General features: G+C 62.8%; 13 protein-coding genes. 6 read left to right on the forward strand and 7 right to left on the reverse strand.

Annotated elements, in window-relative coordinates; genetic code table 11:
• Positions 1 to 14: 14 nt before the first annotated feature.
• On the reverse strand, positions 15 to 1211 hold the full coding sequence (locus tag ACVZUB_RS06875; RefSeq protein ID WP_058038551.1) for a 3-ketosteroid-9-alpha-monooxygenase, oxygenase component: 1197 nt from the start codon (positions 1209 to 1211) through the stop codon (positions 15 to 17).
• Between the two features lie 126 nt (positions 1212 to 1337).
• Positions 1338 to 1883, reverse strand: coding sequence for a hypothetical protein (locus ACVZUB_RS06880; protein WP_007726737.1), 546 nt, complete (start codon positions 1881 to 1883; stop codon positions 1338 to 1340).
• 222 nt (positions 1884 to 2105) lie between these two features.
• Here ACVZUB_RS06880 and ACVZUB_RS06885 point away from each other — a divergent pair, with 222 nt between their 5' ends.
• Positions 2106 to 3680 carry an AMP-binding protein gene (locus ACVZUB_RS06885; protein ID WP_031332006.1) on the forward strand — a complete coding sequence of 525 codons (1575 nt, stop codon included), beginning with the start codon at positions 2106 to 2108 and terminating at the stop codon, positions 3678 to 3680.
• Between the two features lie 24 nt (positions 3681 to 3704).
• Here ACVZUB_RS06885 and ACVZUB_RS06890 read toward each other — a convergent pair whose 3' ends face one another.
• Together ACVZUB_RS06890 and ACVZUB_RS06895 are read right to left on the reverse strand one after the other, a co-directional pair.
• On the reverse strand, positions 3705 to 4388 hold the full coding sequence (locus ACVZUB_RS06890; RefSeq protein WP_003944308.1) for a response regulator: 684 nt from the start codon (positions 4386 to 4388) through the stop codon (positions 3705 to 3707).
• Positions 4385 to 6037, reverse strand: a complete 1653-nt coding sequence (locus ACVZUB_RS06895; protein ID WP_230359592.1) for a sensor histidine kinase — start codon at positions 6035 to 6037, stop codon at positions 4385 to 4387. Before ACVZUB_RS06895 ends, ACVZUB_RS06890 begins: the two co-directional genes overlap by 4 nt.
• Before the next feature lie 112 nt (positions 6038 to 6149).
• Here ACVZUB_RS06895 and ACVZUB_RS06900 point away from each other — a divergent pair, with 112 nt between their 5' ends.
• The gene (locus ACVZUB_RS06900; protein ID WP_482628260.1) at positions 6150 to 7202 is read left to right on the forward strand and encodes a Bug family tripartite tricarboxylate transporter substrate binding protein; all 1053 of its coding nucleotides are present in this window, start codon (positions 6150 to 6152) and stop codon (positions 7200 to 7202) included.
• Between the two features lie 93 nt (positions 7203 to 7295).
• Complete coding sequence (locus ACVZUB_RS06905; protein WP_003944372.1) at positions 7296 to 8681, forward strand: CitMHS family transporter; 1386 nt, start codon at positions 7296 to 7298, stop codon at positions 8679 to 8681.
• Positions 8682 to 8687: 6 nt separating this feature from the next.
• Here ACVZUB_RS06905 and ACVZUB_RS06910 read toward each other — a convergent pair whose 3' ends face one another.
• Positions 8688 to 9875 carry a nitric oxide synthase oxygenase gene (locus ACVZUB_RS06910; protein WP_042924169.1) on the reverse strand — a complete coding sequence of 396 codons (1188 nt, stop codon included), beginning with the start codon at positions 9873 to 9875 and terminating at the stop codon, positions 8688 to 8690.
• Between the two features lie 235 nt (positions 9876 to 10110).
• On the opposite strand from ACVZUB_RS06910, the gene ACVZUB_RS06915 reads away from it, so the two are divergent.
• Positions 10111 to 11271, forward strand: a complete 1161-nt coding sequence (locus tag ACVZUB_RS06915; RefSeq protein ID WP_054781177.1) for a globin domain-containing protein — start codon at positions 10111 to 10113, stop codon at positions 11269 to 11271.
• Between the two features lie 3 nt (positions 11272 to 11274).
• Here ACVZUB_RS06915 and ACVZUB_RS06920 read toward each other — a convergent pair whose 3' ends face one another.
• Positions 11275 to 12021: an FAD-binding oxidoreductase gene (locus ACVZUB_RS06920; RefSeq protein ID WP_209448427.1), complete on the reverse strand. Its 747-nt coding sequence runs from the start codon at positions 12019 to 12021 to the stop codon at positions 11275 to 11277.
• A gap of 16 nt (positions 12022 to 12037) precedes the next feature.
• Positions 12038 to 13234 carry an FAD-binding oxidoreductase gene (locus ACVZUB_RS06925; protein ID WP_007726748.1) on the reverse strand — a complete coding sequence of 399 codons (1197 nt, stop codon included), beginning with the start codon at positions 13232 to 13234 and terminating at the stop codon, positions 12038 to 12040.
• Positions 13235 to 13416: 182 nt separating this feature from the next.
• Here ACVZUB_RS06925 and clpB point away from each other — a divergent pair, with 182 nt between their 5' ends.
• Both clpB and ACVZUB_RS06935 read left to right on the forward strand, forming a co-directional pair.
• Positions 13417 to 15969: an ATP-dependent chaperone ClpB gene (clpB, locus tag ACVZUB_RS06930; RefSeq protein ID WP_007726750.1), complete on the forward strand. Its 2553-nt coding sequence runs from the start codon at positions 13417 to 13419 to the stop codon at positions 15967 to 15969.
• Between the two features lie 158 nt (positions 15970 to 16127).
• Entirely contained in the window at positions 16128 to 17099 is a 972-nt protein-coding gene (locus tag ACVZUB_RS06935) for a hypothetical protein (RefSeq protein ID WP_482628261.1), read from the forward strand.
• Positions 17100 to 17115 lie beyond the last annotated feature (16 nt).

Raw genomic sequence — 17115 nt, forward strand, 5'->3', positions numbered from 1 at the left:
TTTTCGACTGCGGATCAGGAGGTTGTCTCGAGTGCCTGGGCGTCGCGTGCGGCAACGTTTTCGGCGACTTCCCGCTTCCAGCTCTCCACTGCGCGGGTGGTGTCGATCTCGAATTCGAAGCGCTTCGTCATGTCTTCCGTGACATTCTCGACGTCGGTGTAGAACTGGTTGTACCAGCGACGCAACTGGTAAACCGGGCCGTCCTCCTCGGAGAGCAGGGGGTTGTCGATCGGAGCTTTGTTCTTCCAGATCTCCACGTCCTGAAGGAATCCCATCTCGACGCCCTCGGTGAACTGCGCGGCCATCGCGGCAGTGGACTCGTCGTCCATACCGGGTAGCTTCTTGACCATCGCGCCGTACTGCAGGACGAACGCATTGTTCGAGATCGGGTAGTGGCAGTTGATCAGGACGGTCTCGATGATCTGCCCGTTGGCTTCGCTCTTGATCCAGTCGATCATGTACGACGGTCCGAAATATGAAGCATCCGAACGGAGCACAGCGTTGGGATCGCCGTAGTTGGTGCCGCTGATGACGTCCTCACGTCCCACCGATTCCATGTACTGGCTCGCGACATGACCTTCGAAGATGTTCTTGAAGTACTTGGGGAACGAGTAGTGAACGTAGAAGAAGTGGGCCATGTCCACGACGTTGTCCACGATTTCGCGGCAATGAGAGCCTTCGATGGTGAGCGTGTTCCAGCTCCAGGCGCTCCACTCATCGCTTCCGAAGCCCTCGATGTCGGGGATCGTGACCTCGGCGGGCGGGGGATTTCCCTGGGGATCGTGCCAGACGAACAGCTGACCGTTCTTCTCGAGAGTGATCCATGCCCGCGTCTTGGCCAGCGGCGGAACGCGTCGTGCGTAGGGGATCGCCGTACATTTTCCGTTACCGCCCCAACGCCAGTCGTGGAACGGGCAGGCGATCGAATCGCCCTTGACGGTTCCGTGAGCAAGGTTGCCACCCATGTGGCGGCAGTATGCGTCGAGAATCTTGATGTCGCCCTTGCTGTCGGCGAAGACGACAAGGCTGGTGCCGAATGCCTCGATCTGGTGGGGCTGACCGTCGCGATAGGTATTGCTCAGTCCGAGGCAGTGCCATCCACGTGCGAACCGTGCGGGAGGCGCTGCCGCTTCGATTTCTCGAATTTCCTCGCCGGCGCCCGTCTGCGTCGGGGTGTCCGTAGTGGTGAGTGGGCCGGTTCCGAGTGCCATGTCTTCCTCCGAGCCGCGTCTTGCGACGCTCCAGTGATGTGATCCGTCTCATACAACGACGAAGCGTCCGCTGGAGATACGGCAGTTCCCGCTGGATGGAACGCCTACTCGGTGACCTGCAGAGATTCAGCTCGCGAGTGTCGCCACATCGTCGATCGCGTAAGTCGCCCAGGCCCGGGCGGTGACGACCCCAGCGGGATCGGTGGCGACCAGAGCTACGTCGGCCACGCTCTCGTGGTCCTTCTCGTACGTCGCGAGCACTGTCACGGAGCAGTGCAGATCTGCTCCCGTGGAAGTCGCGGTGGAACGTCCGCGGAAGCGTCGTAGTGACGCCGAGCCGTAACGACGAGCAGCGAAATCAGCAAGGGCGGCAACGGAATCGGTTCCGGTGCCCGCTGTCGGGACTTCCCGGACGAAGACCTCGGCCACCAGATGTCCGGTCTGGTCGTGGTATTCGGTGATCCGCTCGAGTGTCGAACTCAACGCCCTCACGGATCCGGTGAGCAGTGCGCCGGGATCGGGGCGTCCGAAGAACACGACGTCCTGCTCGACGACGGCCCCGTCGGGTGCCGAGCGCACGGTGCCGTACAACGAGTCGAAATCGGAGAGGAGCGTGGTGGCAGTACGCGGAGCAGTTGCCGTGAAGTGGGCGGTACCGAGGTTGGTAGTCATGACACTCTCCGTTGGACGCGACCGAGACGCTGTCGTCTCGGTGGGTACATCGACGCTAACCACCGCTCTCACGGGTGACGACGGGCTTCCCGCTGATCGGGAGCATTCTCGGATTCGATCGAAGAGGTGGAACCTGTTCCAGTTTTGTGCAATTCTGGATATCGTATCCGTGACCGGGAGCACATCTCGATGACTGCACGCGCCGAGCCGAAGGAAGACCAGATGACAGACGAGTTCGCTGACCTGCACCGACCGGTATACGGTCCGGACCTGCTCATCACCGCTCTGGAACGCAATCACGACAAGCCCGCGCTGTACCTCGGCGACGTGATCCTCACCGGCGGTCAGATGCGCGATCAGATCAGCTGCTTCGCCCAGGCGCTCGCGTCTTTGGGAATCACTCAGGGCACCAGCACCGCGATGCTGTCGAAGAATCGCCCCGAGGTTCTGATCAGTATGGGCGCGACCATGATCACCGGCTGCCGGGCGAGCGCCTTGAACCCGATGGGATCGCTCGACGACCACAAGTACATCGTCGACGACGCCGAGATCGAGACGCTGATCTTCGATCCCAATGCCTTCGAAGAGCGTGCCGCCGAGTTGAAGGCGTCGTCACCCTCGTTGACCAACGTGCTCTCGATGGGGCCGTCCGAGGTGGGAATCGACATCCTCGCGCTGGCTGCCACGTTCGAGCCCGCGCCGCTGAAGGCAGCGCACGTCGACGCCGAAGACGCCAGCAGCATGGTTTACACCGGTGGAACGACCGGCAAGCCCAAAGGTGTTGTCGGATCCTTCCGTTCGGGTGCTGCGCTCAATCAGATCCAGATGTCGGAGTGGCAGTGGCCCGAGGACAACCGCTTCCTCATCTGCACGCCACTCTCACACGCAGGTGCAGCGTTCTTCATCCCGACCTTGCTGCGCGGCGGTGCGTTGATCGTCCTGCCTGCCTTCGAGCCAGGTGCTGTGCTCGAAGCGATCGAGAAGCACAAGATCACGGCAACCATGTTGGTGCCCACCATGATCTACATGCTCATGGACCACCCCGATCTGCCCAAGCGGGACGTCTCGAGTTTGCAGACGCTGTTTTACGGAGCGTCCGCGATGTCTCCCGCCAGACTGCAGGAGGGCATCAAGAAGTTCGGTCAGATCTTCTTCCAGTTCTACGGTCAGACCGAGTGCGGCATGACTATCTCGGTGCTGCGCAAGGAAGAACACCTCGCCGACGATCCGGCCCGCCTCGCCACGTGTGGGCGTCCGGTGCCGTGGCTCGACGTCCGGTTGCTCGACGACGACCTCAACGAGGTGCCGCAGGGAGAACTCGGTGAGATCTGCGTCCGTGGCCCGCTGATCATGAAGGGCTACTGGAAGAAGCCGGCCGAAACCGCCGAGGCGTTCCGGGGTGGTTGGCTGCACACCGGCGACATCGCGCGCAAGGACAAGGACGGGTTCATGTCCATCGTCGATCGCAAGAAGGACATGATCGTGACCGGTGGTTTCAACGTGTTCCCCCGCGAAATCGAGGACGTGATCTCGGCGCATCCGTCCGTCGCGTCGGTGGCGGTAGTCGGTGTGCCCGACGACAAGTGGGGCGAAGCCGTCAAGGCCTGTGTCGTACTTCGTGCCGGACTGACCGTCGACACCGAGGAACTGGTCGACAAGGTGAAGGCAGCCAAGGGTTCGGTTCACGCGCCCAAGAGCATCGACTTCGTGGATTCCCTTCCGCTGACGCCGCTGGGCAAGCTGGACAAGAAGGCGCTGCGCGCGCGGTACTGGGAGACCAGCGCCCGCGCGGTCTAGGAACCAGCGTCGTGTAGCGAAGGGTCAGCGTTTCCAGACGTAACGACGTTCCGGGCGGCCCACCACTCCGTATTTCAGCGAAGTGGTGGACCGCCCGGTTTCGTAGAGGTATTCGAGGTAGCGCCTCGCGCTCGCGCGTGAGATGCCGACCCTCTCGGAAATGTCTGTGGCCGAGGCGGGTTCGGTTTCGTCTCGTAGTGCTGCCTCGACCAGCTGAAGGGTCTCAGGACTGAGTCCTTTCGGTAGACCCTTGAGGGACGACGCCGTTGTCGCGCCACCTGCCACGCCGAAAGCCTCGTCCACCGCCTCCTGTTCTGCTTCGCCGGAGCTGTCGAGATTCGCATATGTCGATCGGTAACGCTCGAGACGCTCACGGAGAACCTCGAACGTGAAGGGCTTCATCAGGTAATGCACGACGCCGCTGCGCAGCGCTTTCTTGACCGAGCCGGCCTCGCGCTCACTAGTGATGACAAGAACATCCAGCTCCGGTGCCAGCTCGCGAAACGGGGCGATCAGATCGAGTCCGGTGGTGCCGGGCAGGTGGACGTCGAGAAGCACCAGGTCGGGTTGCAACTCACCGACTGCGGCCAGCGCGGTCTCGGCCGAATGGGCAACGCCGCACACTTCGAAACCGTCTATCCGTGAGACGAATCCGCTGTGCACCTTCGCCACCATGAAGTCGTCGTCGACCACCAGTACCCGGATCATGCGCCCTCTCCGTCGTGTAGGACTGCGCTGAAGACAGTCCACTCGATGTCCTCTGCCGAACGAGTGCTCACGGTGACGTCGCCGCCCCGCCGACGACACGTCAGGCGCACCAGCGCCAAACCGAAACCGTGTCCGTCACTCGATTGTCCCTTGGTGCTCCAACCCTGGCCGAACACCCTGTCGCGATTCTCCGGCGCGATACCGGGGCCGGCGTCCTCGACCCGCACTTCGACCGCGGTGCCACGGCCCCGAATCGACAACCGAACCTTGCGGCGCGCGGCTTCCGGCATCTCACCGACGGCGTCGACGGCATTGTCGACGAGGTTTCCGACCACTGTCACGAGATCTCGTCCGAGTCTGCGGTCCACCGGTTCCAGATGCGTGTCCGCCGCCAGCTCGACCGTGACCAACCCCTGTGCAGCAGCACCTATCTTGGCGATCACGAGTGCGGCGGTGCCGACGTCGGCGATCTTCTCGGTCACGGTCGCGCTGACCTGCGCGCGCTCCATGGTCAGACCCTCGACGTAGCCGACCACCTCGTCGTATTCGCCGAGCTGGATGAGGCCGGAGATGGTGTGCAGTTGATTGTCGAACTCGTGGATGTGGGCGCGTAGTGCGTCGGTGCTGGTTTTGGTCACGTCGAGTTCTTCTTCCACGGAGCGCAATTCGGTGCGGTCGCGGAAAGTGGTGACCGACCCGATGGTGCGGCCTTTCGATTCGATCAAGACGGTGTTGAGGACGAGCAGGCGATCGCCGACAAGAACCAACTGATCGGATTCGGTTGTGCCGGAGGTCAGTACACTCTGGAGGCGGTCGTCGAGACCGAGGTCCCGCACCGATCTACCGGCGCTGCCGCGTGGGATGTCGAGGAGTTGGTGGGCACTGTCGCTCATCAGCACCACCTTTCCCTGCGCGTCGAATGCGATGACGCCTTCCTTGAGACCGCGCAGCATTGCTTCACGTTGACGAACCAGGTCCAGGATCTCGCCGGCTTCCATGCCGAGGGTTTGCCGTTTTACCCTGCGGGCCAACAGGATCGACCCGACGCCGCCGAGAAGGGATGCCACCGCGAGGTATACCAGGAGATTCGGTGCAGACTGCAGCAGCCGTGTCCAAATCGAGGGGTACTCGATGCCGACGATCGCGGTTCCGGTAATCGCTCCTTCGCTGCCGAGAATCGGAACGTGCGCCTCCACGGCCTTGCCGGAGGGCGTGTCGACCAAACCCGTCCACGACCGATCCTCCGTCTGACGTGCGTCGATGCCGACATCACCGGGACGCGTCGAAATGACGACACTGCCGTCGGCGTCGGCAAGCGAGACGTAGGTGACGCCCGAGATGGCGCGTACCGAGTCGACCGAACCTTGTAGTCCGGAGCGGAGACGGGTCTGCGCCTGGGGGAGTAGCTCGCGTACTGCCGGATTGGCTGCGAGCGATTCCGCTGCCGAGAGTGCGCGACGTCCCTCCTCGCGTTGGAAACTCGCGGACGACTGCGCGAGGGAGAGGGCGGTGACGCACACGAGAACTGCAACGACGATCAGAAGTTGCAGTTCGAGAAGTTGTGTCGCCAGAGTGTGCCGGCGGCGAAACAGTCGGGCAAACAGAGACGACTTGCTCTCTCGCTCCGCCTGCTCGTTTCCTGAGGACACCAGCCAGACCCTAGCCTTCAGTTCGATGCCGGGAAAGCGGCCGTTCGTGAGCACAATGAGCACAAATCAATTTGCTTTCCCAATGGTGACCCCAGTCACAAAGTGCGTCAGTATGAAACCTGTTCACACATCGGTACCGGCAGACAAGGACGAAGCCATGAGCACATCGAAGCGGCTGAGCAGGCATATCGCCCTGCTCGGTGCCTGCGCGATGACTTTCGTGCTCTCGACCGGATGCACTCCGGTCGAGTCCTTCTTCGCCGGTGGCCGAGCGGGTGAGAGTTCCGAAGAACTGCGCGTACTGGTGCCCTCGGTGGCCGGTGGTGGTTACGACCTGACCGCCCGGACCATGGTGCAAGCACTGGCCGACGAAGGGACCGTCGACGCCGACGTCGTTGTGCTGCCCGGATCGGGCGGCATCGTCGGACTCAACCGGTTGGCTCTCGAAAGCGGGAATCCCGACCTACTCATGGTCATGGGGCTCGGAGTTCTCGGTTCGCTCGAGATACTGCCGTCCGAGCACACACTTGCCGACGTGACACCGATTGCGAGACTCGTCGAAGAACCGGAAGCGCTACTGGTTCCAGCAGATTCACCGTACAAAACTCTCGCCGATCTGACGCAGGCCTGGGTGGCTGATCCGTCGTCGATCTCGATCGGCGGTGGTTCGAGTGAAGGTGGACCGGACGGGTTGTTCCGCCTTCTGTTCGCACGGGCGGTCGGCGTCGATCCGTCGCGCTCCCCGTACCGCATCTACGACGGCGGCGGCGAACTGCTTCCCGCACTGCTCACGAGGCAGGTCGACGTAGCCGCCACCGGTATCGGTGAATACCTCGATCAGATTGCGGCAGGCACGGTTCGGGTCCTTGCGGTCAGTTCGCCGGCCCGTACCCCGGCGGTGGATGCGCCCACGATGGCGGAGTCTGGCGTCGACGTCACGTTCACCAATTGGCGCGGGCTCATGGCGCCGCCGGGCCTGACGGACGATCAGCGTCAGCACTTGCAGAATTTGGTGCGGGATCTGGCGGCAAGCCCGCGCTGGAACGAGCTGTCTAGCCGAAACGGTTGGAACAGTGCAGTTCTCACCGAACCCGAGTTCTCCGCATTCCTCACCGATCAATCCCGGTTCGTCGACGCAACACTCGATCCGCCCGGCATCAACTGAGCACTACCGAAGTTTCGTTTCACCTCCACGAAGGTCACCGGCTCGATTTGCCGTGCCGTTTTTCTCGGCAATTCAGCACTAAAGGAGTTCATCATGCTCGTCACACTCGGCTTCCTCATGGTTGCGGTGTTCATGTTCCTGATCCTCACCAAACGCGCGACCCCGGTGGTGGGACTGACTCTGGTTCCGGTGGCCTTCGGACTACTTGCCGGGGCCGGCCTCGGAATCGGCGACATGATCACCGACGGCATCAAGTCGCTCGCACCCACCGCGGCGCTGTTGTTCTTCGCGATCATCTTCTTCGGAATCATGATCGACGTCGGCCTCTTCGATCCGCTGGTCAAGCTCATCCTGCGGATGGTGCGAGACGATCCGATGAGGCTCGTGGTCGGAACCGCAGTGCTCGCGATGGTGGTCTCGCTGGACGGAGACGGTTCGACGACCTTCATCATCGTGACCTCGGCGCTGCTTCCGCTCTACCTCAAACTCGGTGTCAGTCCCGTCGTTCTGACGGTGATCGCCGGCCTGTCCAACGCGACGATGAACATCATTCCGTGGGGCGGCCCGACCGTCCGGGCCGCGAGCGCGCTGGGACTCTCGCCCTCCGACGTGTTCGTGCCGATGGTGCCGTCGTTGATCGTCGGCCTGATCATGGTGCTCGGATTCGCGATTCACCTCGGGATCATGGAGCGCCGCAGGATCGGGACTTTGGTCCTGACTTCTGAGCGCATCCTCGAAAAGGTCGGAAACGGTGGAAGTTCCAGCACCGGTAGCGCCGGCACCGGCGGCTCGAACGACTCCGAGGACGACGGCGGCGACACCGGACGATTCATCGACGGCCTCGACCCCAAGCGGGACACCTTGCGGCCGAAATTGCTCTGGTTCAACGCTGCGCTGACGACGATCCTTCTCGTCGTACTCGTGATGGACATCCTGCCCATCCCGGTGTTGTTCATGATCGCGTCGTCGATCGCCCTCGCGGTGAACTTCCCGGCGGTCAAGGATCAGGGTGAAGCAATCGCACGCCATTCGTCGAGCATCGTCTCGGTGGTCGCGATGGTGCTGGCAGCAGCGGTGCTGACCGGCGTTTTCCAGGGAACCGGCATGGTCGAGGCGATGGCAGAGTGGCTGCTTCAGGTCATCCCCGACGCTATGGGCCCGCACCTCGCCGTCATCACGGGCGTCCTGAGTATCCCGCTCACGTTCTTCATGACCAACGACGCGTTCTACTTCGGTGTGCTGCCGGTGCTGTCCGAGACTGCAGCGCAGTACGGCATCGAGCCGGTGGAGATGGCGCGCGCCTCGATCACCGGGCAGGCCGTGCACATGCAGAGCCCGCTGGTCCCGGCGATCCTGCTACTGGTCACACTCGCCGGTGTTTCTCTGGCGGATCACCACAAGAAGGTTCTGTGGCGAGCGGGCCTGATCTCGATCACGATGCTCGTGGTCGGCGTCGGATTGGGGCAGATCCCCTTCTGAGCGCGATCAGTTGTGGAAGGGGCACCGGCCTTGGTCGGTGCCCTTCTTCTTTTTTGTCACGAAATTGGGCCGGATGTCGAGATCGGGCTCGTCGTACAGGCGGTGGAACGTCGGCGTGAGCGAGCTGGACATGGGCGGGTTCACCCATGACCAGTCGGTCGGGCACTTGCGCCCGGCCTTGTCCTCACGCGCGATGTGATCGATGAATTGCTTTGCGACAGTGTGATGGTCGACCATGATGACGCCGGCCTTGCGGTAGCTGTGGATAACTGCACGGTTCAGTTCGACCAGTGCGCGGTCCTTCCAGAGCGTGCGGTCGTGGCTCATGTCGAGCTCCATCATCGCTCCGATGGTGGGCAACATGTTGTAGCGATCGGTGTCGCTGAAGTTGCGTGCGCCTACCTCGGTGCTGACGTACCAACCACTGAACGGCGTGCAGGGATAAACGATTCCGCCGATGTCGAGGTTCATGTCCGAGACCGCAGGGACGGCATGCCATTTAAGCCCCAGATCAGCGAACCAGCTGTATTCGGGATGCTCGATCTCGACCTCGAGAACCAGGTCGGTCGGGACGTCGAAGTACTGCAGGGGTTCGTCGGGAACCGAAATCAGTACGGGGAGAACGTCGAACGGCGTACCGGCGCCCTTCCACCCCATCGCGGTGACCTGAGCAGTCAGATCGACGTGCCACGGGTCGCCCAGAATGGTGCCGTCAGGCTGCCGGTAGCCGGCGTAGCGGATCAGTTGCGGGCTGAGGATTCGGTACTCCTGACCGTCCTCGCGGGGGAGTGGTCCGACCGTCACGACCGACTGCAGAGCGCCGCCGTTGGTCGACAGTCGCAGGTGCTCCCAGCATGCTTCGGCGAGAGCGGAAGCCGTGACGGCATCGCGCGCGTCGATGAGTTTGAGGGTCCGCCAATGCGCGCGACCGACGCACCTGGCGTGGTTTCGCCACGCGAGTTTGGCGCCGACGAGCAATTCCTCCGCTGTGTGCGTGTAGGTGCCGGTCCGATGGAGTTCACGCAAGGCCTCACGCCGCCGAGACGTCGGGAGGTGTCCCAGTTCCGGAGAGTCGAAAAATTCGACGCACTCGAGTTCCCGACGTTGAAGCTCGGTCAGCGTCGGGGTAGTGGAGGCGATCTGGGACGTAAGCCCGCTATCGGTGGGCAATTCGTCCTGTCGAACAAAATCCACGGCACGACTCCTGTTTGGCTGGTTGAGATTTCGCTGAACGTTAGCTCGGCGATCGAGAGTGTCGAAGCTCTTGTTTATCTTGCACGCAAGAATAAGAAAGGGACGGTCACACCGCGAAATGGGGTCGCATTGTGACACTTGTCCAGAATGATTTACGAGTCAGACATTTGTGACATAAGCTGCAGACGAAATTCCGCGGCGGGTCTTGCCGCGTCTAGTCGGGACGAGGATGAGCGTGGATTCGCAAGCAATCTCTCTGGTCCGGTCGAGCTTCAAATCCGTCGCTGCGGTAGAAGATGGTCCGGAACGGCTCGCCCGTACCTTCTATTCGATCCTGTTCGCTCGATCGCCCGAAACCCGGGAGTTCTTTCCGGCAGCGATGGATGTGCAGCGTGACCGGCTTGTCAGCGCTATCGCTCACGTCGTCGAACGCCTCGACGAGTCCGACGCGATACTCGAGTACCTCGCGCAGCTCGGCCGCGATCACCGTAAGTACGGCGTCACCGACGAGCACTACACGGCAGTCGGCAATGCCCTGATCGAAGCACTCGAGACTTTCGGTGGCGCCGAAATGTGGACAGACGAGGTCGACAGCGCGTGGCGCAACGCGCTCGCGATCATCTCGGCAGCGATGATGGACGCCGCCAACGCGGAAGGCGGTCCGCCCGCGTGGAGTGCCACGGTCATCGAATGCCGCCCGGTCATCAAGGGCGTCGCCGTCGTGCGGCTGCAACTCGACCAGACGATGGAGTACCGCGCCGGTCAGTACGTCAGCGTGCAGGTCGCCGCGAGGCCACGGATGTGGCGCTACCTCTCTCCGGCCACGCCGTACGACGGGACCGGAATCCTCGAGTTCCACATCCGCCAGGTCACCGGCGGGTGGGTCAGCCCGGTCATGGTGAACCAGACCGCTGTCGGAGACACCTGGGTGGTCGGTTCGCCCATCGGCGCCTTGGGGATTCCGGAGAACTCCAAGGACCTTTTGATGATCGCGTCGGGAACCGGAGTGGCTCCGCTGCGCGCTCAGATACTCGAGCTGATCCGACGCGGCAACACCCGCAAGGTCCAACTGTTCTACTCCGGACAGCATCCGTGCGATCTCTACGACCTTCCGCATCTGTGGAAGCTGGCAGAGAAGTACCCGTGGCTCACGATCATCCCGGTCTCCGAAGAAGACGAGAATCCGTGGTGGCACACCGAAGTGGAGCCACTGCCGCCGATCGGCATGAAGCGGCGCATCGTCGGCAAGGTCGGTAAGGTCGTGACCTCGTTCGGGGACTGGGCGGGCTACGACATTCAGGTCGTAGGCAGCGAATCCATGGTCAACAGCACCAAATTCAGGCTTCGCGCAGTGGGCATCGACGTCGACACCGTTCGCAACGACCCGACGTACTGACCGTCAGTACGGATCGAACTGAATGACCTCGGCCGGCGTTCCGGCCTCGATCAATCGATCACGCGTCGACCGAACCATGGCCGCCGATCCGCACACCAGGACCTGATGTTCGGTGAATGCACCGTACGACGCGACGACATCGGCGAGCGTGCCTTCGATGAGATGATCGTCGCCGAATCCGATGTCGACGTTCAACCGGTCGAACCATCCGTCGGGCGGGCCGCCGTCGGAGAGATCTTCGACGACAGGAATGGGCTGCAACCACGGAAACTGGTCGGCGAGCAGCCACAGCATGTCCGCAGCGTAGAGATCACGAAGCGTTCGGCCACCGAAGAAGAGGTACACCTGCGGCGGGTTCGGGGTCTGAGCCAGATCGAGAATGATCGACCGGAGTGGGGCCAAACCGGTTCCGCCCGCGACCATGATGACGGTGGGGCCGTTCTCGTCGACGGACAGGTTGCCGCGCGGGTCGAGGATCTGCCAGACGTCACCAGGCTGGGTGTCCTTGACTATCGAACCGCTGACCCAACCACCGGGAACCGTCTTGACGTGAAACTCCAACTTCCCGTCGTGTGAGGGAGGCAGTGCGGGGGAGAGTCGACGGAGCAACCGCGAATTCTGCGGGATGCTGACGTCGACGTACTGGCCCGGTCGGAACGGGACGACGTCGCCGACAAGACGAACAACCGCCAGATCCTCACGGAGACGGTGATGTTCGACGACTGTGCTCGACCAGGTTCGCTGGGCCATGAAAGTTCTCCTGTAGTCAGTAGAGCGGGTCGTGCCGGATCTGGTCGAGCGGAGTTCCGCCGGCACGCAAGGCGTAGACGGTTGTCTTGATCATCGACGGTGACCCCGAGATCTGCACCTGACGGTCGGCCCACGAACCGAACTGCGCGACCACTTTTCCGATCGGTCCGATCAGCCGGCTGTGCATTCCGAACGGTGGTTCGAGCACCGGTCCGTTGTGCCACCAAGGGTTTTCGGGTTCTTCGGAAACCGGTACGACGGTCAACCACGGGTTGCTGAGCGAGATGTGCCAGAGGGTTTCGAGGTCGTACAGATCGCAGGGATAGCGGCCGCCGACGAACAGGTGCACGCGCGGGTTGTGCGCGCGTTGAGACATTTCCATCACCTGTGCCCGCAGTGGAGCGATACCGGTGCCGGACCCGATCATGAGAACGTCACGGTCGCTGGTGAAGTCGACCTCGAGACCGCCGAGGGGAGTGGACATGACCCAGCGGTCACCGACGTTGGTCTCGCTGACGATCGCGGGGCTGACCCATCCTCCCGACACCTTGCGGATGTGGAACTCGAGCTGACCGAAAGGGTTGGTCGGAATCGCCGGTGAGTAGTACCGCCACATTTTCGGGCGCTGGGGAATCTGAACACCTACGTATTGCCCCGCTCCGTACGGAATGGGTGGGTCGGCTTCGAGGCGCACAATCGCCAGATCGTCGAGGACTCGTTCGTGGCTGACCACGGTTGCGCCCCAGAGCGCCGGGGTCGTATCGGATTCGGCGCCGTCGGCCATCGTGCCGACGACGAGGTCGGTGAACTGAGACCAGGCCTCGTCCAGCTCCGGCGTCCACTTGTAGCGGCTGTGCGCGCTCGTGCCGTACATCGACCGAACCGCACGCTTCAGAGCGACGCCGGCGGCCTCGTAGTGCTCACGCTCGACGCCGTAGCGACGGTGGTCGCGGCCGAGTTGGGTGAGGAACTTCCGGATTCGGCGATGCTGGGGCAGATTCTTCACGACGAACTCGATGGCTCTGAAGAAACGGTGGCCCTGCGATTCCATCCCGGCGGGGAACAATGAGCGGTACAGAGGATGTTCCGCAAAGAGGCCGGTGTAGAACACTGCCGAGAAGTGCGCACGGCTCTCTTCGTCGTCGGTCAGAGAATCGAGGCTGGATTGCAGACGGGCGATCACTGTCGGATCCAATCCATCCCCCTTTCGCACCAGCTGCAACTCTCGCCACAATTCTAGTACGGCTGAAAATGTGACCTACGAAACCAACTCGGCCTGGCGAAAACAAACTTGAGCGGAATAGACTCAAGTTTGTCCGCGTTGAGCATATTGACACAGTCGCAATACCAACCGGTCGCGGCTCTTCCCGTTCGACTTCGCCAGAAAGGTGACAAGTGGACTCGTTCACACCAACAACCAAGACCCAGGCTGCGATGACGGCTGCACTGCAGTCGGCGTCGTCGGCGGGTAACCCCGATATCCGGCCTGCCCATCTGCTGGTCGCATTGCTCGACCAGACCGACGGCATCGCTGCCCCACTACTCAAAGCTGTAGGCGTCGACCCCACGGTCGTACACCGTGAAGCACAGGCAATCGTCGATCGCCTACCCAAGACAACCGGCGCAAGCTCCACCCCGCAACTCGGGCGTGAGGCACTCGCGGCACTCACTGCTGCTCAGCACCTCGCCACCGAGATGGACGACGAATACGTCTCCACCGAGCACGTCCTCTACGGACTGGCCGGCGGCGACTCCGACGTCGCACAGTTGCTCGTACGGCACGGCGCCACCCAGGACGCATTGCGTGAAGCCTTCACCACCGTCCGCGGTAGCGCTCGCGTCACCAGCCCGGAGCCCGAAGGCACCTACCAAGCGCTGGAAAAGTACTCCACCGACCTCACCGAAGCTGCACGTAGCGGCAAGCTCGACCCGGTGATCGGTCGCGACACCGAGATTCGCCGTGTCGTGCAGGTGCTCTCGCGTCGTACCAAGAACAACCCGGTACTCATCGGTGAGCCCGGCGTCGGCAAGACCGCGATCGTGGAGGGCCTTGCCCAACGCATCGTCGCGGGTGACGTCCCGGAATCGCTGCGAGGCAAGACCGTCGTGTCCCTGGATCTCGGGTCCATGGTCGCCGGTGCCAAGTTCCGCGGTGAATTCGAAGAACGCCTCAAGGCTGTCCTCGACGACATCAAGAACAGTGCCGGACAGGTCATCACCTTCATCGACGAGTTGCACACCATCGTCGGCGCCGGAGCCACCGGTGAATCCGCGATGGACGCAGGCAACATGATCAAGCCGATGCTCGCCCGTGGTGAGCTGCGGCTGGTCGGTGCGACCACACTCGAGGAGTACCGCAAGTACATCGAGAAGGACGCAGCACTCGAGCGTCGTTTCCAGCAGGTGCTCGTCGGTGAGCCCTCGGTCGAGGACACCATCGGTATCCTGCGCGGCCTCAAGGAGCGCTACGAGGTGCACCACGGCGTGCGCATCACCGACTCCGCGTTGGTGGCGGCTGCCGCGCTGTCGGACCGCTACATCACGTCGCGGTTCCTGCCGGACAAGGCCATCGACCTCGTGGACGAAGCCGCATCGCGACTTCGTATGGAGATCGACTCGCGTCCCGTCGAGATCGACGAGGTGGAACGCACGGTTCGCCGACTCGAAATCGAAGAAGTGGCACTCGAGAAGGAAACCGACGACGCGTCCAAGGCTCGGCTCGAGAAGCTGCGTCAGGAACTCGCGGACGACCGCGAAAAGCTCAATCAGCTCAGCACCCGCTGGCAGAACGAAAAGCAGGCCATCGACTCGGTGCGCGTGCTGAAGGAACAGCTCGAAACCCTGCGAGGAGAGTCCGAACGCGCTGAGCGTGACGGCGATCTGGGCAAGGCAGCCGAGTTGCGCTACGGCCGTATCCCGGCGCTCGAGAAGGAACTGGAAGAGGCAGCAGCCGCTTCCGGAGCTGCCTCCGACGGTGACGTGATGCTCAAGGAAGAGGTCGGGCCCGACGACGTCGCAGACGTGGTCGCAGCCTGGACCGGAATCCCCGCCGGCCGGATGATGGAAGGCGAAACCGAGAAGCTGCTCCGCATGGAGTCCGAACTCGGCAAGCGTGTCGTCGGCCAGACCGACGCCGTCGTCGCCGTCTCGGATGCGGTTCGCCGCGCCCGAGCAGGTGTCGCCGACCCCAATCGGCCCACCGGTTCGTTCCTGTTCCTCGGCCCGACCGGCGTCGGCAAGACGGAGCTCGCCAAAGCCTTGGCGGACTTCCTCTTCGACGACGAGCGCGCGATGATCCGCATCGACATGAGCGAATACGGTGAGAAGCACTCGGTGGCCCGACTCGTCGGTGCTCCTCCGGGATACGTCGGCTACGAAGCCGGTGGCCAGCTCACCGAAGCAGTTCGACGACGCCCGTACTCGGTGGTCCTCTTCGACGAGGTCGAGAAGGCACACCCCGACGTGTTCGACGTCTTGCTCGCAGTACTCGACGAAGGCCGACTGACCGACGGTCAAGGCCGCACGGTGGACTTCCGCAACACCATCTTGATCCTGACCTCCAACCTGGGATCCGGTGGCACGCGGGAGCAGGTCATGGATGCGGTACGCCACGCGTTCAAGCCGGAGTTCATCAACCGTCTCGACGACGTGGTCATCTTCGACTCGCTCTCCGAGGAGCAGTTGGAGCACATCGTGGACATCCAGCTCGAGCAGTTGCAGAAGCGTCTGGCTGCGCGTCGTCTCACCCTCGAGGTGAACGGTGCGGCTCGGATGTGGCTCGCAGTGCGCGGCTACGACCCGCTGTACGGCGCTCGGCCATTGCGTCGACTCGTTCAGCAGTCGATCGGCGACCAGCTCGCCAAGCTGCTCCTGGCCGGCAAGGTCCAGGACGGCGACACCGTGCACGTCGGTGTCAGCGAGGACGCGGATCAGTTGGTTCTCTCCTGATTCCGTAAGCGGAATGCCCCGTCGATCCACTTGGATCGGCGGGGCATTCGCATTTTGTTCTACCCTGGATGGCTGGATGCTCGAACCGGGGACGAGTGCACCCGCGCCTCTCCGAACGACTTCGACGCTCTTTCGTCCCAACCGAAGGTGAGCCAGGCATGACCGATCAGAACGATCCGCGTAACTCGGGTGGGCCGCGCCGTGAGGATCCCGAGGCGACCGAGGTGTGGGGGCGTACGCCCGACCAGCCGACGGAGCAGTACGGGACGGTGTCCGGCCAGAATCCGAACCAGCCGACGGAGTTTTTCGGTCAGCAGCCGGGGGCACAGCAGTATCCGGGGGCACAGCAGTATCCCTACGGCGGACCGGATCAGAACACGGAGTACTTGGGGCAGCAGGGGCAGCAGCCGAATCCCACTCAGGCGTTCCCTGCCTACAACCCGCAGTTCGATCCGCAGGCGCCGCCGCCTGGTGCGACGCAGGCCTATCCGCCGTACACCGCTCAGCAGTACGGGAACCCGGATCAGTACGGGAACACGCAGCAGTACGGAAATACACATCAGTATCCGGTTGCCGGTGGTGGCGGTGGAGTTCCGCCGGAACAGCCGTTCATCGACGATGGATCGTCGGGCGGCGGTAAGAAGCGCAAGCTCGCGACGTGGGTGGCCGCCGGTGTGGTCGGGATCCTGGTCGCCGTGATCGCGATCATCGCGTTCTCGGCGTTCGGCTCGAACGACAAGGGCACCCAGACCGCTTTCGTTCCCCCGACCACCACGACGCAGGCGCCGACCACGACACCGCCGAAGGCCAGCACCACGGCGCCGACTCCGACGACGGATTCTCCGCTCAGCCAGCTTCCAGGCGGGCTCGGCGAAGTCATCGGTGACGCCGGGGGAGCCGTCGGCACCGTGAAGTCGAACGACGGCGGCACGTTGGTCATCGATTCGATCGGGGGTTCGCAGGTGACGATTCTGACCACCGCGGACACCACGCTCATCGCGCTCAACCGCGCCACCATCGCCGATCTGCAACCGGGAGACAACATCGTCGTCGACGGCACGCCGGTGGAGAACGGCACGATGACCGCCAACACGATTCTGAGTACGTCGCTGCCGAAGTTCGGCAACTGAGTCGTTCACGACACAT

The organism is Rhodococcus sp. OS5 (assembly GCF_056837585.1).